A 16062-nucleotide genomic window follows, 5' to 3' on the forward strand; every position below is an offset into this window, starting at 1 on the left:
GCATCGCCCCGGCGTCGCCGGTGGCCTCGCCCGCGTCGACCTGGGCCGCGGCGCACTGCAGCGCACACCGCGCGGCGTGCAGCACGGCGTCACACGCGCCGAGGTGGGCCTGGGCGATCTGGTCGGGCTCGCGGCCGCCGGGTTTCGGCAGCAGGCGGCGCGCCACGCCGAGGGCACCGCCGTACCAGATGGCGGCGACCCCGATTCCGCCCCAGGCGAATCCGGGGCGCTGCAGGTACCACCCGGGCGGCCCGACCGGCTCCGCGGGGGCGTGGTCGAAATCGAGCGGGCCGCTGTCGACCGCGCTCAGTCCGCGGGCCACCCACGCCGCGTCGACCGACCGGACGCCGGGCCCGGCGAGATCCACGGCGAACAGGCCGCGGTCACGGTCGGACACCCACGCGGTGACCAGCGCCCGGTCCAGGCGCCCGCCCAGCGAGCACCACGGTTTGCGGCCCGAGAGCGTCCACCCCTGCGGGTCCTGGCGGCCGCCGTTGTCGCCGGCGGCCTTGGCGTCCTTGGCGTCGGGGGTCGTCCGGTCCGCAGGTCTGGCGTCGACGCGGACCGCGGGGCCCTCGGCCGCGAACACCCCCCAGCAACCGCCGGTCTCGGCGGGCGCCGGCAGCCCGGCGGCCCGCGCCTGGCTCATGATGTGGACCGCGTCGAGGTGGGGCTCGATCGCCCGGGCCACCGTGAGATCGGCGGCCGCGATGCGCGCCAACGCGTCCCACAGCTGCACCGTGTGGCCGCCGCCGGGTTCGGGCAGCGCCGCCGCCAGGTCCGCGGCCCCGGCCAGCGCCCGCGCGAGGAGCCGGTCGAGGCTGCCGGGCGAGGTCTGCGCCCCCGGCTCCCCCGGCGCCCCCGGCGACCGGTCGGCCTCCGAGAGGCCGATCGAGGCGAGCCACTCCCCGGCCGGCCCGAGGTGTCCGGGGGCCTCGGGGCGCCCGGGCTCGACCGTCTCGTCGATGAGACCGACGAGACCGTCGAGACCAGCCAAACCGTCGAGACCCGAGTCGCGATCGGCGCCCACCGAGGCCGTCATGCCCGAACCACGCGCGGGGATTCGGGATCGAGGGGGCGGGTCGCCGCCATGAGCGGTCTCCTGTCGCAGCGAAAAAGGGGGCGCGGCGCTCGCGTCGGCCCGAGCTTACGTGCCGCGCCGCCGGCCCGCCTCACCCCTGAGGGTGGAACGTCAGGCGACCGGCTCCGGTCGCCGCGCGCTCATCCGCGGCTCACTCCTCGCTGACCACCGTGTAGCCCGACTCCGCCGCGAGTCGGTGCACCGCGGTGGCCAGGCGCAGGTCGCGCCTGGTCAGCTCGCCGACGTCGTGGCTCACGGTGATGATCCGCACGTGCCCGGGATACGACACCGACAGGTCCGGGTGGTGGTTGTGGCCGTCGGCGAGCGCGGTGATGGCCGCGACGAACGCGCCTGCGGCCGTAAAGCCGTCGCAGTCGAACGTGACGGTCAGTCCGGAGTCGGAGACGGTCCAGCCGCGCAGACCGGCCGCGTCGACCGACTCCTGGGTGACGGGGGCTTCTTGGGCGCACATGCAGCCCACCGTAGGGGCTGCGCCACCCTGGGCCCACCCCACCCAAGCACCCGACTCGCCTGCCGTCGGCCGGGCCCGGTCTACTTCGCGCGGCGCTGGTCGGCCATCCACTCCCACAGGCTGGTGCCGCCGGCGGTCTTCGGGTCGTTGCGGGCCGCGTAGATCCAGGTCCAGTGACCGTCGTACTCGTGCCCGTCGCGCACGACGCGGGGGTAGGCGCTCACCTGCGCGTTGCCGATGACCTGCGCCATGTGCTGCCCGTTCGCCACGGGGTCGACGACCGGGTCGTTCGTCGCGTAGACGATCCACGTCGGGGTGGAGCGCACGCGGCGCAGCTGGGAGTCGGTGAGCACGGTCCGCGTCGTGCCGGCCTGCTTGTCGATGAACACGGCGACCGGGCAGATCGAGACGTTGGCGGCGAAGTACCGCGGGTACGCCGACGCCATCTTCGAGGCCATGTAGCCGCCGTTGGAGGCGCCGGCGACGTAGATGCGCGAGGTGTCGACGTCGTGGGTGCGCGCGAACTCGTCGATGAGGCTCTTGAGGCGGCGGGTGTAGTCGTAGGGCGCGCCGTCGTCGAGCCAGCGCGTCCACGCCTGCGGGGCCACGACGTAGGCGCCGTCGAAGGCCCGCTGCGCCTGCGGCGTCGCGAACCCCAGTGCTCCCCGGTTGGCAACCAGCGGAAGGTCGTTGTCGTACGACTGCGCCCAGCCGCCCTCGCCGCCGCCGTGCAGCCACACGACCAGCGGCCGGTCACCGGAGCCCCGGGTCGGCGCGAAGGCCCGATAGGCCAGCCCGCTCGCCGACCGCCCCGAGGTGAACGCGTCGACCTCCCGATCGCGCACCGACCCCTGGGCGAAGCCGGTCAGGGTCAGCGGCGAGCCGTTGCGGGTGCGCATCGGCTTGGTCTGGGTGATCGAATACGTCAGCTCCAGCGGCACGTTGCGCTGCATGTCGGTGGCGTAGCCGAACGTCGCGGCCGCCGTGGCGTCCGGGCCGTGAGCAAGGTCGATGACGACGTCGCCGGCGCGGTTCAGGCGCACCCCGGTGACGGTGCGGGCCGCGTCGTACGCGCCGACGAACCGGCCGGCCGCGGCCCCGCGATAGGGGTTGACGCCCTTGGCCCGCACCGCGAACGTGTCGCGCGCCAGGCTGCCCGCGTCGACCCCGGTGCCGGCGGGCAGGTCGAGGGTCACCGACACGATCTGCTGGCCCCCGTCGAGCGTCTCGACGTCGAGGCGGAACGTCGTCGGCCGCTTCGACGCCTGCGAGGCCTGCGACGCTTCTGACGCCTCCGACGCTGTGGCGGGGGCCCCCGCCGCGAGGCCGGCGCAGAGCAGGCTCGTGGACAACACGGCAGCGGCGAACGGGCGCACCTTCATTGGGGCTCTCCTGGCGTGAGGCGGGTCGCTGGGCCCACGCTAGCGGCCCACCTTGTCGGCGGGCAGCGTTACCGAGCAAAGGAATCCGCGTCGGCGGCCGTCCGTCGGCGGTCCTGTCGGGGGCCGTGGGCACGTGCCGCGGCACTCCGCCCCCTAGCCTCGCCACTCCGCCGATTAGCCTCGCAGGCATGCCGAGTGGTCTGACTCCCGATTCGCGCCGCGTCTCGATCCCGCCGTGTTCCGGCGAGCTGATCGAGATGCGTCCCGGCCAGCTCCTCACGATCATCGACGACGAGGGCGGGCAGGTCGTCGACTTCTTCGCCGAGTCGGCCACCGATCCGCACGAGGTGCTCTCCAGCGGGGTGACCATCGACTGCAACGAGTCCCTCCGGCTCCACCGCGGCCACACCCTGTACTCCGACCGGTACCGACCCATGTTCGACCTCATCGAGGACACCGTCGGCGAACACGACCTGCTGCACCCGTGCTGCCGGCCGGAGATGTACGACCACTTCTACGGCAACGGCGCCGGACACCCCTCCTGCCTGGAGAACATCAACACCGCCCTGGGCCGGGCCCGCAGCGCCATCACCCCGGTCAACCTCTTCATGCACACCGTCGTCCGTCCCGACCTGACGATCTCCGTCGAGGAGCCGGTGTCCCGGGCCGGCGACCACGTCACCCTGCGCGCCCGGATGCCCCTGCGCGTCGCCCTCGCGGCGTGCAGCGTCACCGAAAGCCGGTGCAACAGCGGGCGTTCCACCTCCATCACCGCCGTCCTGACGACACCGCCCGAGGCGGCCGGCTGAGCCGTCGCGCTGCTCGAGTCGCCGAGGCAGTGTCCACTCGACGCCCGCCGAGTGGACAAACGCCTCACCCAGGCCCGGGGGCAGCGCGCTGACCTGCGGCGTTGCACCGCACCCGCGCGGTGTCCACTCACGAGCGGACACCGCCCATAGTTCTGTGCGAAACCCCGGCTCGACCCCGGCGAGCGCCTCAGGAGTCGGTGAACTCCACGTTCGCGTGGCTGCCGTCGCACAGGGGCTTGATCGCGGAGGCGCCGCAGCGGCACAGCGTCATGCGGTTGCGGCTCTCGATCGTCTCACCGTCGGCGCGCGCGACCTCGATGCCGCCCGCGACGTGCAGCGGGCCGTCGTCGATGACGAGCACCCGTGGCGCCAGCTGCGGTTCGTCGTCCGCCGCCTCGGACTGGGCGCGCTGCGTCAGCGCGCCGGAGGGGCAGTGGTCGATCATGTCGGCCATCTGGGCGAGCTGCTCGGGGTCGCCCGAGCGCACCATCTTCCACACATGTGTGTGCGCTCGCGTGCAGAAGCCCGCGTGCTCGCAGATGCCCCGGTCGTCGCGCACCTGCACGCCGGCGCCCTGCATGACCTTGGCGCGCTCGTCGTACGTCGAGGTCGGCGCGGCCTCGGTGCCGTCGAAGCCGTCGTTGTGGCTGCCGTCGCAGAACGGCTTGTTGTCCGAGCGCCCGCACCGGCACAGCCAGTAGGTGCCCTCGTCGTCGGCCTGATCGCTCGTGTCGACCGCGGCCCGCGGCGCCCAGTCGACGGAGTGCCCGTCGTCGTCGGTGACGTAGCCGACCCGCACGAGGTCGACTCCTCCGTACACGCCGTACGGTCCGTCGGGAGTGGCTTCGATCCGTAACTGCTTGCGCCTCATGGAAAGACGCTACCGCCGGAGCGGGGCCGTCGCGCTGAACAACCCGGGACGCCGCGCGCGGCTGTGACCCAACTCGCGCCGCCCCGCGGCGAGCCGGCGCGCGACGGGCCGTTGGTCAACCCACGTCGAGCGTGCCCCGCACCCGCACCCGGGAACGGCCGCCGACCCACACGGTGCGCCCGCCGCCGCCCTCGGGCCCGCCGTCGACGCCGTCGCTGCCGCCGCTCTCGCGGTCGACGTGCACCCGCCCGGCCCGCCCGAGCGCGGTGCCCTGGGAGGCGACGTAGTGATCGGGCAACCGACCCGTCTCCAGGAGCCAGAGCGCCAGGCCCGCGTTGAGGCTGCCGGTCACCGGGTCTTCGGGCACGTCGTGCGCCGGCGCGAAGGCCCGCACCTCGACGTCCGCCGGCGCGCCCGACGGCCCACCCTCGGAGTACGGGCCGACGACGCCGACGGCCAGGTCGGCGATCGCGGCCAGGTCGGGGCGCAGGTCGAGCACCGTCGCGGCGTCGTCGAGCAGCAGCCCGAGCCAGCCCGGGCCGTTGTCGACCCACGCGGCATCGACCACCGCCTCCGGGCGGTCGGCCAGCCCGAGCCCACGCACCGCCCGTTCAAGGGTCGCCGCGTCGACCAGTCCCGAGCGCAGCAGCGGCGGCGCGGCGAACGCGAGCTCGTCGCCGCGGCGGTCCACCGGCACGAGCCCGACCCCGCACTCCTGCACGATCCGCAGCCCGCGCGGCGTGCCGCCGGCCTGCAGCCACGCCCACGCCGACCCCAGCGTCGGATGCCCCGCGAACGGCAGCTCGCCGCCGGGAGTGAAGATGCGCAGCCGGTAGTCGGCGCCGCCGGCGCGGCCCTCGTCGCTCGGCGCGACGAGAAACGTGGTCTCCGACAGGTTGGTCCAGCGCGCGAAGGCGGCCATCGTCGTCTCGTCGAGCGCGTCGGCGTCGTGCACGACCGCCACCGGGTTGCCGCGGAACGGCTCGCCGGCGGCACCGGTGAACACATCGACCTGGCTGAACGGCAGCACCATGGCCCCCAGCCTACGAAGCGAAGTCGACGACCGCCTCGGCGAGCGGGTCTAGAGTGGCGGGACGACGCGGGGTGCGCGGTCGCGCTGAGATCACACCCGTCGAACCTGCCCTAGTTCGTACTAGCGAAGGGACGTCGCCGATGACGGATTCTTCTGACCCCACCGCCCCCGCCGATGGCGCGAATGCCCCGGTGACCTGCGACGACGCTGCCCGGGAGCTGGAGTCGATGCGCGCGGCCGGGCCGCTCGTGCAGTGCCTGACGAACACCGTGGTGACCAACTGGACCGCCAACGTGCTGCTCGCCTCCGGCGCCGCCCCCGCGATGGTCGACAACCCGCACGAGGCAGGCGAATTCGCTACCGTCGCGAGCGCGGTGCTGATCAACCTCGGTACCCCCTACGACGACACCGTCGCCGCGATGCGGGAGGCGGTCACGGCCGCCGCCCGCGCGCGCACCCCCTGGGTGCTCGACCCGGTCGCCGCCGGCGGGCTCGCCTGGCGCACCGGGGTCGGGCGTGACCTGCTCGCGCTCGGCGCCCCCGCGATCATCCGCGGCAACGCCTCGGAGATCATCGGGCTCGCAGGCGGCGCCGGGGGCCGCGGCGTCGACTCCACCGACACCGCCGACGCCGCGCTCGAGGCGGCCCACGCGCTGGCCGCCGAGCACGGCTGCGTCGTCGCCGTCAGCGGCGAGGTCGACCACCTCACCGACGGGCACCGGCTCGTGCGCGTCTCCAACGGCCACCAGCTGCTCACCCGCGTCACCGGAGTCGGCTGCGCGCTCGGCGCGCTCATGGGCGCCTTCGCCGCCACCACCGACGACGCCCTCGTCGCCGCGACCGCCGCCACCGGGCTGCTCACCGTCGCCGCCGACGCGGCCGCCGACGGGGCCGCCGGGCCCGGCTCCTTCGCGGTCGCCCTGCTCGACCAGCTCGCCACGCTGAGCCCGCAGCAGCTCGGCGAGCGCCTGCGGCTGGAGTTCGAGCCCGAGAGCGGGGCCGACCGATGAGCGCACCCTTCGACCCGGCCCGGCTCGCGGTCTACCTCGTCACCGACACCCCGCAGTGCGAACCGCTCGGCGTCGTGGAGACGGTCCGCCGCGCCGTCGCCGGCGGCGCCACCCTCGTGCAGCTGCGCGACCCGGACGCCTCCGACGAGGAATTCACCCGCCTGGGGCGCGAACTCCTCGACGTGTGCGGCGACGTGCCGCTCATCCTCGACGACCGCGTGCACCTCGTGGAGACGGTCGGCGCCGCCGGCGTGCACGTCGGCCCGAGCGACGCCCCGCCACAGCGGGCCCGCGAGCTGCTCGGGCCGGACAAGATCGTCGGGCTCTCGGTCTCCGACCAGGCCCAGCTCGACGCGGCGAACGCGCTGCCGCCGGGCACCGTCGACTACCTCGGCCTGAGCCCGGTGCGCGCCACCGCGAGCAAGCCGGGGCACGCGGCGCCGATGGGCTTCGCGCAGGCGTCCCGGCTGGCCCGCCGCAGCGCGTACCCGACGTGCGCGATCGGCGGCATCAAGGCCGCCGACGCCGCGGCGCTGAAGAGCGGCGGCATCGACGGCATGGCGGTGATCAGCGCGATCTGCGGCACCCCCGACCCGCGGGCCGCGGCCGCCGAACTCGCGGCCGCCTGGGCCGCGGCGCCCCGCGTCGCCAACGTGCTCTCGATCGCCGGCAGCGACCCCAGCGGCGGCGCCGGCATCCAGGCCGACCTGAAGTCGATCAGCGCCAACGGCGCCTACGGCATGTGCGCGATCGTCGCGCTCACCGCGCAGAACACCCGCGGGGTCACCGGCATTCACCCCGTGCCGCTGGAGTTCGTGCGGGCCCAGCTCGACGCGCTCGTCGACGACGTGCGCATCGACGCGATCAAGATCGGCATGCTCGCCTCCGCCGACCTCGCCCGCACGGTCGGCGACTACCTCGCCGGGCCGTTCGCGGGGGTCCCCGTCGTGCTCGACCCGGTGATGGTCGCCACGAGCGGCGACCGGCTCCTGGCGGAGGACGCGGTGGAGGCGGTGCGCGGCCTGCTCCCACTGGCCGACCTCATCACCCCCAACCTGCCCGAGGCCGCCGTGCTCCTGGAGACCGAACCCGCCCGCAGCCTCGACGAACTCACCTCCCAGGCGCAGGCGTTGGTCGGCCTCGGCGCCCGCGGCGTCTACGCCAAGGGCGGGCACTTCGAGTCCGGCGGCGTACCCGCCGACACCTCCGCGCAGGGCCCCGAAGCCAGCGACGCCAGCAAAGCCACCGCCGAGGTGCGCGATGTCGTCCTCGTCGACGGCGAACTGCTCGTGCTGTCAGCGCCGTTCGTCGACACACCGAACACGCACGGCACGGGCTGCAGCCTCTCCTCGGCGCTGGCGGCGCTGCGCCCGCAGCGACCCGACTGGAGCACGACGGCCCGCGACGCCAAGGCGTGGCTGTCGGCGGCGATCGCGGCCGCCGACACCCTGAGCGTCGGCGGCGGCCACGGCCCGGTGCAGCACTTCCACGAGTTATGGAGTCGCCGCTGAGCGCTTTTGCGGGGCAAGCTGATTCACGGATGAAGGAGGCACCGTGGAGGTCATTGTCACGAGCTCGCCCGCGCACCTGGCGGGTCTGGGCGCCGACGCCGTGCTGGAGGCGATGGGCCGGCGCGCGCGTCCGACGCTGGGGCTGGCCACCGGCTCCAGCCCGCGCGGCATCTACGCCGAGCTGGGCCGCCGGGTGCGCGAGGGCGAGGCGAGCCTGGCGCGGGTGCGCGCGTTCCTCCTCGACGAGTACGTCGGGCTGGGCGAGGACCACCCGCAGCGGTACCGCAACGTCATCGCGCGGGACCTGCTCGACCACGTCGACATCGACCCGGGCCGGGTGCGCGGCCCCGACGGCCTCGCCGACGACATCGAAGCCGAGTGCGTCGCGTACGAGCAGGCGATCACACGGGCCGGGGGAATCGACCTGCAGATCCTCGGAATCGGCAGCGACGGGCACATCGCGTTCAACGAGCCGGGCTCCTCGCTCGCCTCACGCACCCGGATCAAGACGCTGACCCGCCAGACCCGGCAGGACAACGCCCGGTTCTTCGGCGACGACGTCGAGGCGGTGCCGGTGCACTGCCTCACCCAGGGGATCGCGACGATCATGGCGGCCGGGCACCTCCTGCTCGTGACCACCGGGCGTGCCAAGGCGGAGGCCGTGCACCAGCTCGTCGAGGGACCGATCAGCGCGATGTGGCCGGCCACCGCCCTCCAGTGGCACCCCCACGTCACCGTGCTCGTCGACGAAGCCGCCTGCGCCCGCTTGCAACTCGCGCCCTACTTCGTCGACACGTTCGAGCACAAGCCCGACTGGCAGGGGTTCTGACCGAGGCCGCCCCGAGTCAGTGCCCATGAGCCGCCTCGCGCGGGTCCTGGACGCGCCGAGACGAAGTTGACGTACATACTCGACTCCGGCCGCGGCGAGCCCGCCTATCACCGCAGCTCACGAGAGCGCGCGGGCCGCACGAAGACGAGTGTGTAAGCCATTCTCGTCTCCGACCCTCCGCACGAGCCCAGCCGCATCCGCGAGGCACGCGGGCCGCTCCGCCGTAGAGGCGCCCGTTGGGTTACGCAGGCGCGCCGCTGACGTCGGCAACCCGGGCGAGCAGGCCGTTGACGAAGCCCGGGGACTCGTCGGTGCTCAGCGCGCGGGCCAGCTCGACCGCCTCCGAGATGGCGACGCCGGAGGGCACGTCGTCGTTGTGCGCGATCTCCCAGGCGCCGACGCGCAGGATCGCCCGGTCGACGGCGGGCATCCGCTCCAGCGACCAGCCCTGGCTGTACGTCGACAGGGTCTCGTTCAGCGGCGCCCAGTTGGCGACGACGCCGCGCACAATCGCCACCGTGTACTCGCGCAGCGGAGACTGACCGGCCGGTGCGGCCACCCGGGCGTCGAGCAGCACCCCGGCGTTCATGCCGCGCTGCTCGGCCTCGAAGAGGAGGTCGACGGCGGCCCGGCGGGCCTTGCTGCGGGTCGAGGTCAGCGCGCCCTTGGGCGGCTGCACCGTACGCAACCACTCGGCGCCCTCCACGGGCACCGGCAGCCCGCTCGCCGCAGGCCGACCCGAGCCGTCGGGCATCAGTTGACGCGCGAGAGGTAGGAGCCGTCGCGGGTGTCGACCTTGACCTTGGTGCCCGTCTCCAGGAACAGCGGCACCTGGATCTGCGCGCCGGTCTCGAGGGTGGCGGGCTTGGTGCCGCCGGTCGAGCGGTCGCCCTGCAGGCCCGGCTCGGTGTACGTGATCGTCAGCTCGACGGAGGCGGGCAGCTCGACGAACAGCGGCGTGCCCTCGTGGGTCGCGACGACCGCGTCCTGGTTCTCCAGCATGTAGTCGGCCGAGGTGCCCACCACGTCGGAGTGCACGTTGAGCTGCTCGAACGTCTTGCCGTCCATGAAGACGAAGTCGTCGCCGTCCTTGTACAGGTACTGCATCGTGCGGCGGTCGACGTTGCTCGTCTCCACCTTGGTGCCCGCGTTGAACGTCTTGTCGACGGTCTTGCCGGACATGACGTTCTTCAGCTTGGTGCGCACGAACGCCGGGCCCTTGCCGGGCTTGACGTGCTGGAACTCCACGACGGTCCACAGCTGGCCCTCCAGGTTGAGCACCATGCCGTTCTTCAGGTCGTTGGTCGTCGCCACGGGTATCGCGTCTCTTTCGTCGGGGTCGGTCGCACGCCGGATGGTCCAGGGTGTGGCCCACGATGGTCCTCTCTGGGGCCACCGGTGGGGCCACGGTGGCGCCGGATCGGCGCCACGAACGACCGATCGTCGGTCGGGGGCGCCCGATCCACCAGCCGCCCGGGGGCCGACGTGCAGGGAATCGGAGAAGATTCTACCGGCCCCGCGGGATGCCGCTCGCCACGCCGGTCGGCGGCAGCGCGTGGTCGAGGCCACCGTCGGCTCCGCCTCGGTCCGTCGCTCTCGGCATGAAAAGCTGACGTCATGCTCCGCTCGGCCGACGACGCACCCCGATGGGCTCCGCGACGCCCTCGCCGGGCGGCGGCGGTACTGGCGGCGGCAACCCTCGCCGGCTCCCTCTTCGCGGCGTGCAGCGCGCCGGAGCCGACCGTCGCGCCGACGACCCCGGCGGTCACCGAGACCCCCCAGACGCCGATCGCGGTGAGCGCGCTGCCGATGGCCACCGACCTGCGGCCCGCCAACGTGGAGGACCCGTACACCCAGCGCGTCCTGGGCTTGCTGCTGCGCGGACTCGTGCGATACGACGCCAAGGGCAAGGCCGTCAACGAGGTGGCCGAGGCGATCGAGACCACCGACAACCAGGTCTACACGGTGCGGCTGCAACGCAACTGGCGGTTCACGGACGGGCAGGCCGTGACCGCCTCCTCGTTCGTCGACGCGTGGAACTACGCCGCGGCGCGCGCCAACGGCCAGTACCGCTCCCGCGACTTCGCCCCGATCCTCGGCTACGAGGCGATGCAGCTGGCCGCCACCGAGCCCGGCGCCGCCACCCAGCTCGCCGGCCTGGAGGTGCTCGACGACTACAGCTTTCGCTTCACGCTGACCCAGCCGCAGCCGGGCTTCCAGGATTCGCTGGGTCGGCTCTCGTTCGCGCCGCTGCCACCAGCCGCGCTGAGCGACCCGACCGCGTGGTCGAGCAACCCGGTCGGCAACGGCCCCTACCGTCTCGAGGGCTCCTGGCCGCAGAACCCGGTGGGCGGCACCACGATCCGGCTGCGCCCCAACCCCGAGTACGTGGGCGGTCAGACGCCGCAGAACACCGGCATCGACATGCACGTCTACGACTCGGCGGCCGCCGCGTACGCGGGCCTGAGCAGCGGCACCCTCGACGTCGTCGATCAGGTGCCCGTCTCCGAACTGCCGCGCTACCGCACGACACTGGGGAGCCGGGCCGTCAACCAGCCGGTCGGCGTCGCCCAGTCGATCGTGTTTCCGCTGCATCGCGACCCCTGGGCCGGCGAGCGCGGCCTGCTGCTGCGGCAGGCGATCTCGACGTCGATCGACCGAGACGCGCTCGCCTCCGGGTTGCTCTCCGGCACGGCGTTGCCCGCCACCGACCTCGCCGCGCCCGTCGTCGAGGGCTACTCCGCCGACGTCTGTGGCCAGTGGTGCACCCGCGACCAGAACACCGCCGCCAACGCGTTCCACGAGGCGGGCGGCTGGGAGGGTCCGCTGACGATCGCCTACGCCGCCGACGGCGACGACGGGCCGGTCGCCACCGACGTGTGCCGGGAGGTCACCCAGGCGCTCGGGCTCGCGTGCCAGCCGCGCACGTACGCGACCCTGCGGGACCTGCGGGAGGCGGTCGCGCTCGGCCGCGAGACCGGCCCCTACCTGGAGACCTGGCGGATGCCGCAGCCCACTCTGCAGGGGTTCCTCGTGCCGCGCTTCACGACCGGCGCCCCCGACAACGGCAGCGGCTACTCCAACGACGTCGTCGACACCCGCATGGGTGCGGCGGCGACGGCGGCCACCTCGGCGCAACCCAGCGCGTACGCGCAGATCGAGCCGCTCATCATGGGCACGCTGCCCGTCGTGCCGCTGTGGTCGCGCAACGCCGTCGGCGGCGCCGGCGAGAACGTCACCGGCGTGCGCACCGACGTCTTCGGCAGCCCGGTCTACCCGGAGATCACCCGGAACTGACCGCACATCTCTTGTGCGAATCCCGGCTCTCCGCAACGCCCGGTAGGCCGCGTCGACCTCCCCGATCTATCGGAGGATTCGCATTTAGATTCAACCAGTCCACGACGTGCTTACGTCGCGTGGATGAGCGAGACATTCTTCGGCGCGCACCTGGTGGCCCTCGAGGGGGTGCTCGCCGGCGTCGTCGCCGAGGCGCCGTGGATGTACGCGCTCGTGTTGTTCGTCGTCTCCAAGCTCGTCAACTCCCAGGCCGCCGCGATCACCGCGATCGTGCCGGTCGGCCTCCAGCTCGGCGTCGACCCGGTCGCGATCGTCGGGTTCATCGGAGCCGGGTACGGCTACTTCATCCTGCCGACCTACCCCTCCGACCTCGCCGCCATCGGCTTCGACCGCTCGGGGACCACGCACATCGGCCGGTTCGTCATCAACCACAGCTTCCTCGTGCCGGGCCTGATCTGCGTGGGCGTCTCCTGCCTCGTCGGCTACCCCCTGGCGCACCTGGTGCTCTGAGGCACCCGGCGCCCACACTCAGTGAGGCGGGCCTGCCGGCCGGGGCGTACGGCCCCTGATTCCGCACGCCCCGGGCAGCAGGCCCGCCTCCCGAACCCCCTGTGTCCCCACCCGGGTGATCCTTCGCCGACCGGAGCCGGCGCACGCTACGTGCCCCGGCTGCCCGGACTCAGGGACTAGCCTGCCCGACAACAGGCCACGAGCACATCCCCCCTCGGGGGGATTTCTTGCAGAGCGGGATACCTCTTGCGACGGACCGAGCTCACGCCCGGTCCAGGACCGTCTCGTAGGCGGCGCGCAGGTCGTCCTCGGCGGGGCCCTCGAGCCGGCCCGGCTCCCCGCGGGAGTCGACGACGACGAACCGCAGCAGATCGCCGCGAGTCTTCTTGTCGCGCCGCATGACCGCCAGGTGCGCGGCCCAGTCGTACCCGGCCGGCGGGGTGTAGCTCGTAGGAAGCCCGACGGCGCGCAGCACGTCGCGGTGCCGAGCCACCCCCGCCGCGTCGAGGAGGCCGGCACGCTGCGCCAGCGCGGCCGCGAACATCATGCCGACCGCCACCGCCTCCCCGTGCCGGCGCCGGTAACCGCTGATCTGTTCGATCGCGTGGCCGAACGTGTGCCCGTAGTTGAGGATCTCGCGCAGCGACGACTCCCGCAGGTCCGCGGTGACGACGTTGGCCTTCAGTGCGATCTTGCGCTCGACGAGCTCGCGCAGCACGGCGGAGTCGGGATCCAGAGCCCCGACCGGATCGGCCTCGACGAGCTGCAGGATCTGCGGGTCGCCGATGAAACCGCCCTTGACGACCTCCGCCATCCCCGCGACAAGATCGGCACGCGGCAAGGTGCGCAGGCTCGTGAGGTCGACGAGCACGCCGACGGGTTCGTGGAAGGCACCGACGAGGTTCTTGCCCTCGGCGGTGTTGATGCCGGTCTTGCCGCCGACGGCCGCGTCGACCATCGCCAGCAGCGTCGTCGGCACCTGCACGACCGCCACCCCGCGCAGCCACGTCGCGGCGACGAACCCGGCGAGATCGGTGACCGCTCCCCCGCCGACCCCGACGACCGCGTCGCTGCGGGTGAAGCCCGCCGCCCCGAGCTGCGCCCACAGCTGCGCGGTGACCGCCGCGGTCTTCGCGGCTTCGCCGTCGGGCACGACCTGCAGCCAGACCCGCACGCCGCGCTCACGCAGCACGTCGCCGAGGCGGGCGGCGAGCGGCTCGACCGCCGCCGCGTGCACGATGAGCACCCGCTGCACGCCGTCGCCGAGCAGGCCCGGCACGTGCGCGGCCACGTCGGAGCGCCCGACGACGACGTCGTAGCCGCCCGTCGCCGCCCCGACGTGGATGCGGTCGACGTCGCCGTGCCCCTGCCGGTGCCCCTGGCCCGCCTCCTGCCCCGCCTCTCCCTGTGCTGCGCTCACGCCTGCTCCTCCCGGTTCTGCGGTGAACCGCCGCCCGACGCCTGCTCGTGCGCCTGGTCGAGATCCTGCTTGTGCGCCTGGTCGAGCGCCGCGACGATCTCCTCGAGCACCTCATCGGCAGTGCGCCCGCTGGTGTCGATGCGAAGCGCGGCAGCGGCCTCGTAGAGGGGCCGGCGCGCCTCCATGAGCGCGAGCCACTGCCCGCGCGGGTTGAGCGCCATGAGCGCGACACCGGTGTCGAAGCCGGTGCGGCGGGCCGCGTCGCGCAGGCCGACGTCGAGGAACACGCCGGTGTGCCCCGCCAGCGCCGCGCGCACCCCCGCATCGAGCACGGCGCCGCCACCGAGCGCGACGACCGCAGGGGGCCCGGCGAGCGCCGTCGACACCGCCTCCCGTTCGAGCTCACGGAAGCGCTGCTCGCCGTCGTCGATGAGGATCAGCGAGACCGGCCGCCCGTCGAGCCGCTCGACGAGCTCGTCGGTGTCGACGAACGGCAGCCCCAGCCGCGCGGCCAGCGCCGCGCCCACCGTCGTCTTGCCCGCCCCGGGCGGGCCGAGCAGCATGATCGCGGAGCCGGTGTCGCTCACCACGTGCGCATCCCGGCCGGGATCGCCTCCAGGTACGCGGCGACGTTGCGGGCGGTCTCGGCCACGTTGTCGCCGCCGAACTTCTCCGCGACGGCCTCGGCGAGCACGAGCGCGACCATCGCCTCGGCGACCACCCCGGCCGCGGGCACCGCGCACACGTCGGAGCGCTGGTGGATCGCCTGGGCCGCCTCGCCGGTCGTGACATCGACGGTGGCCAGGGCCCGCGGCACGGTGCTGATCGGCTTCATCGCCGCCCGCACCCGCAGCACGTCGCCGGTCGACATGCCACCCTCGGTGCCGCCCGCGCGGCCGGTGGCGCGCCGGATCACGCCGGCCTCGTCGCGGGCCATCTCGTCGTGGGCCGCCGAGCCGCGCCGCGCGGCCGTCGCGAAGCCGTCGCCGAGCTCGACGCCCTTGATCGCCTGGATGCTCATGAGCGCCGCCGCGAGCCGCGCGTCGAGCTTGCGGTCCCAGTGCACGTGCGACCCCAGCCCCGGAGGCAGCCCGTAGGCGAGCACCTCGACGACCCCGCCGAGCGTGTCGCCGTCCTTGTGCGCCGCGTCGACCTCCGCGACCATCGCGGCCGACGCCTGCGGGTCGAAGGCCCGCACGGGGTCGGCGTCGAGCCGATCCACCGCCTCCGGGGTGGGCAGGCCGGCGGCGCCGGCCGCGAACGGTCCCGCGGCCCCGATCGCGACGGTGTGCGAGACGAGCCGGATGCCCGCGGCCTGCTCGACGAACGCGGCGGCGACGGCGCCCAGCGCGACCCGCGCCGCGGTCTCCCGCGCGGAGGCCCGTTCGAGCACCGGGCGGGCCTCGTCGAAGCCGTACTTCTGCATGCCGACGAGATCGGCGTGCCCGGGCCGCGGCCGCGTCAGCGGGCGGTTGCGGGCGATCTCCTTGGGCGCGTTGACGTCGTCGGAGGCAGCGAGGTCGCCCTCGGCGACCGGGTCGGGGGCCATGACCGTCTGCCACTTGGGCCACTCGCTGTTGCCGATGCGCAGCGCGATCGGCGACCCGAGCGTCGCGCCGTGCCGCAGCCCGCCGAGGATCTCCAGCTCGTCCTGCTCGAACTTCTGCCGCGCCCCGCGGCCGTATCCCAGCCGGCGTCGGGCCAGCGCCGCGCGCACGTCGTCGCTGGTGACGCGCACCCCGGCCGGGATGCCCTCGACGATCGCGACGAGCGCGGGACCATGGGACTCACCGGCAGTCAACCAACGCACCATGCCCAGCATGCTCGCACGCGCGCG

The 16062-nt window shown here is 73.8% G+C and carries 16 protein-coding genes and 1 riboswitch; of the genes, 6 read left to right on the forward strand and 10 right to left on the reverse strand.

Going from position 1 to position 16062, the window contains the following annotated elements:
* The 3 genes from PINTE_RS10610 to PINTE_RS10620 form a co-directional block, all read right to left on the reverse strand.
* The coding region (locus PINTE_RS10610; RefSeq protein ID WP_068429952.1) for an acyl-CoA dehydrogenase family protein at positions 1–1042 on the reverse strand (1042 nt) is incomplete at its 3' end.
* Positions 1043–1232: 190 nt separating this feature from the next.
* Positions 1233–1553, reverse strand: a complete 321-nt coding sequence (locus PINTE_RS10615; RefSeq protein ID WP_068429955.1) for a 4a-hydroxytetrahydrobiopterin dehydratase — start codon at positions 1551–1553, stop codon at positions 1233–1235.
* Between the two features lie 80 nt (positions 1554–1633).
* On the reverse strand, positions 1634–2935 hold the full coding sequence (locus PINTE_RS10620) for a prolyl oligopeptidase family serine peptidase (RefSeq protein ID WP_068429957.1): 1302 nt from the start codon (positions 2933–2935) through the stop codon (positions 1634–1636).
* Between the two features lie 188 nt (positions 2936–3123).
* Between PINTE_RS10620 and PINTE_RS10625 the strand changes: the two genes are divergently transcribed.
* Positions 3124–3744, forward strand: a complete 621-nt coding sequence (locus tag PINTE_RS10625; RefSeq protein ID WP_068429959.1) for a DUF1989 domain-containing protein — start codon at positions 3124–3126, stop codon at positions 3742–3744.
* Positions 3745–3931: 187 nt separating this feature from the next.
* Here the strand turns inward: PINTE_RS10625 and PINTE_RS10630 are convergent, their stop codons facing one another.
* Both PINTE_RS10630 and PINTE_RS10635 read right to left on the reverse strand, forming a co-directional pair.
* The gene (locus PINTE_RS10630; RefSeq protein WP_084343468.1) at positions 3932–4615 is read right to left on the reverse strand and encodes a CDGSH iron-sulfur domain-containing protein; all 684 of its coding nucleotides are present in this window, start codon (positions 4613–4615) and stop codon (positions 3932–3934) included.
* A 115-nt stretch (positions 4616–4730) separates the two neighbouring features.
* Entirely contained in the window at positions 4731–5648 is a 918-nt protein-coding gene (locus PINTE_RS10635) for a PhzF family phenazine biosynthesis protein (RefSeq protein WP_068429964.1), read from the reverse strand.
* Positions 5649–5705: 57 nt separating this feature from the next.
* Positions 5706–5797: riboswitch (TPP riboswitch) on the forward strand.
* On the opposite strand from PINTE_RS10635, the gene thiM reads away from it, so the two are divergent.
* The 3 genes from thiM (at position 5789) to nagB (ending at position 8998) form a co-directional block, all read left to right on the forward strand.
* Positions 5789–6658 (forward strand): hydroxyethylthiazole kinase, encoded by an 870-nt coding sequence (thiM, locus tag PINTE_RS10640; protein WP_068429967.1) that lies wholly within the window; start codon positions 5789–5791, stop codon positions 6656–6658. Its footprint overlaps the riboswitch before it by 9 nt.
* Positions 6655–8169 carry a bifunctional hydroxymethylpyrimidine kinase/phosphomethylpyrimidine kinase gene (gene thiD / locus PINTE_RS24755; RefSeq protein WP_084343469.1) on the forward strand — a complete coding sequence of 505 codons (1515 nt, stop codon included), beginning with the start codon at positions 6655–6657 and terminating at the stop codon, positions 8167–8169. Before thiM ends, thiD begins: the two co-directional genes overlap by 4 nt.
* 43 nt (positions 8170–8212) lie before the next feature.
* The gene (gene nagB, locus PINTE_RS10650; RefSeq protein WP_068429970.1) at positions 8213–8998 is read left to right on the forward strand and encodes a glucosamine-6-phosphate deaminase; all 786 of its coding nucleotides are present in this window, start codon (positions 8213–8215) and stop codon (positions 8996–8998) included.
* Between the two features lie 241 nt (positions 8999–9239).
* Here the strand turns inward: nagB and nusB are convergent, their stop codons facing one another.
* On the reverse strand, positions 9240–9752 hold the full coding sequence (gene nusB, locus PINTE_RS10655) for a transcription antitermination factor NusB (protein ID WP_084343470.1): 513 nt from the start codon (positions 9750–9752) through the stop codon (positions 9240–9242).
* On the reverse strand, positions 9752–10312 hold the full coding sequence (gene efp, locus PINTE_RS10660; protein ID WP_068429973.1) for an elongation factor P: 561 nt from the start codon (positions 10310–10312) through the stop codon (positions 9752–9754). Before efp ends, nusB begins: the two co-directional genes overlap by 1 nt.
* A 303-nt stretch (positions 10313–10615) precedes the next feature.
* On the opposite strand from efp, the gene PINTE_RS10665 reads away from it, so the two are divergent.
* Positions 10616–12295 carry a peptide ABC transporter substrate-binding protein gene (locus PINTE_RS10665; protein ID WP_068429975.1) on the forward strand — a complete coding sequence of 560 codons (1680 nt, stop codon included), beginning with the start codon at positions 10616–10618 and terminating at the stop codon, positions 12293–12295.
* A 123-nt stretch (positions 12296–12418) separates the two neighbouring features.
* Positions 12419–12805 (forward strand): anaerobic C4-dicarboxylate transporter family protein, encoded by a 387-nt coding sequence (locus tag PINTE_RS10670; RefSeq protein ID WP_068429977.1) that lies wholly within the window; start codon positions 12419–12421, stop codon positions 12803–12805.
* 262 nt (positions 12806–13067) lie between these two features.
* Here the strand turns inward: PINTE_RS10670 and aroB are convergent, their stop codons facing one another.
* The 3 genes from aroB to aroC all read right to left on the reverse strand — a co-directional run bounded on the left by aroB (position 13068) and on the right by aroC (position 16038).
* A complete protein-coding gene (gene aroB / locus PINTE_RS10675; protein ID WP_068430019.1) occupies positions 13068–14150 on the reverse strand; it encodes a 3-dehydroquinate synthase in 1083 nt (360 codons plus the stop codon).
* Between the two features lie 71 nt (positions 14151–14221).
* Positions 14222–14815: a shikimate kinase gene (locus PINTE_RS10680; protein WP_068429980.1), complete on the reverse strand. Its 594-nt coding sequence runs from the start codon at positions 14813–14815 to the stop codon at positions 14222–14224.
* A complete protein-coding gene (aroC, locus tag PINTE_RS10685; protein ID WP_068430021.1) occupies positions 14809–16038 on the reverse strand; it encodes a chorismate synthase in 1230 nt (409 codons plus the stop codon). Before aroC ends, PINTE_RS10680 begins: the two co-directional genes overlap by 7 nt.
* Between the last annotated feature and the right edge of the window lie 24 nt (positions 16039–16062).

It is taken from the genome of Piscicoccus intestinalis NBRC 104926, from assembly GCF_001515525.1.
GTDB lineage: Bacteria > Actinomycetota > Actinomycetes > Actinomycetales > Dermatophilaceae > Kineosphaera > Kineosphaera intestinalis.

Bases quoted from the DNA above. Each gene is read 5' to 3' on its own strand.
- aroC (WP_068430021.1), bottom strand. From the start codon at position 16,038: ATGGTGCGTTGGTTGACTGCCGGTGAGTCCCATGGTCCCGCGCTCGTC.
- PINTE_RS10620 (WP_068429957.1), bottom strand. From the start codon at position 2,935: ATGAAGGTGCGCCCGTTCGCCGCTGCCGTGTTGTCCACGAGCCTGCTC.
- PINTE_RS10615 (WP_068429955.1), bottom strand. From the start codon at position 1,553: ATGTGCGCCCAAGAAGCCCCCGTCACCCAGGAGTCGGTCGACGCGGCC.
- PINTE_RS10670 (WP_068429977.1), top strand. From the start codon at position 12,419: ATGAGCGAGACATTCTTCGGCGCGCACCTGGTGGCCCTCGAGGGGGTG.
- PINTE_RS10625 (WP_068429959.1), top strand. From the start codon at position 3,124: ATGCCGAGTGGTCTGACTCCCGATTCGCGCCGCGTCTCGATCCCGCCG.
- thiD (WP_084343469.1), top strand. From the start codon at position 6,655: ATGAGCGCACCCTTCGACCCGGCCCGGCTCGCGGTCTACCTCGTCACC.
- PINTE_RS10665 (WP_068429975.1), top strand. From the start codon at position 10,616: ATGCTCCGCTCGGCCGACGACGCACCCCGATGGGCTCCGCGACGCCCT.
- PINTE_RS10630 (WP_084343468.1), bottom strand. From the start codon at position 4,615: ATGAGGCGCAAGCAGTTACGGATCGAAGCCACTCCCGACGGACCGTAC.
- thiM (WP_068429967.1), top strand. From the start codon at position 5,789: ATGACGGATTCTTCTGACCCCACCGCCCCCGCCGATGGCGCGAATGCC.
- PINTE_RS10635 (WP_068429964.1), bottom strand. From the start codon at position 5,648: ATGGTGCTGCCGTTCAGCCAGGTCGATGTGTTCACCGGTGCCGCCGGC.
- nusB (WP_084343470.1), bottom strand. From the start codon at position 9,752: ATGCCCGACGGCTCGGGTCGGCCTGCGGCGAGCGGGCTGCCGGTGCCC.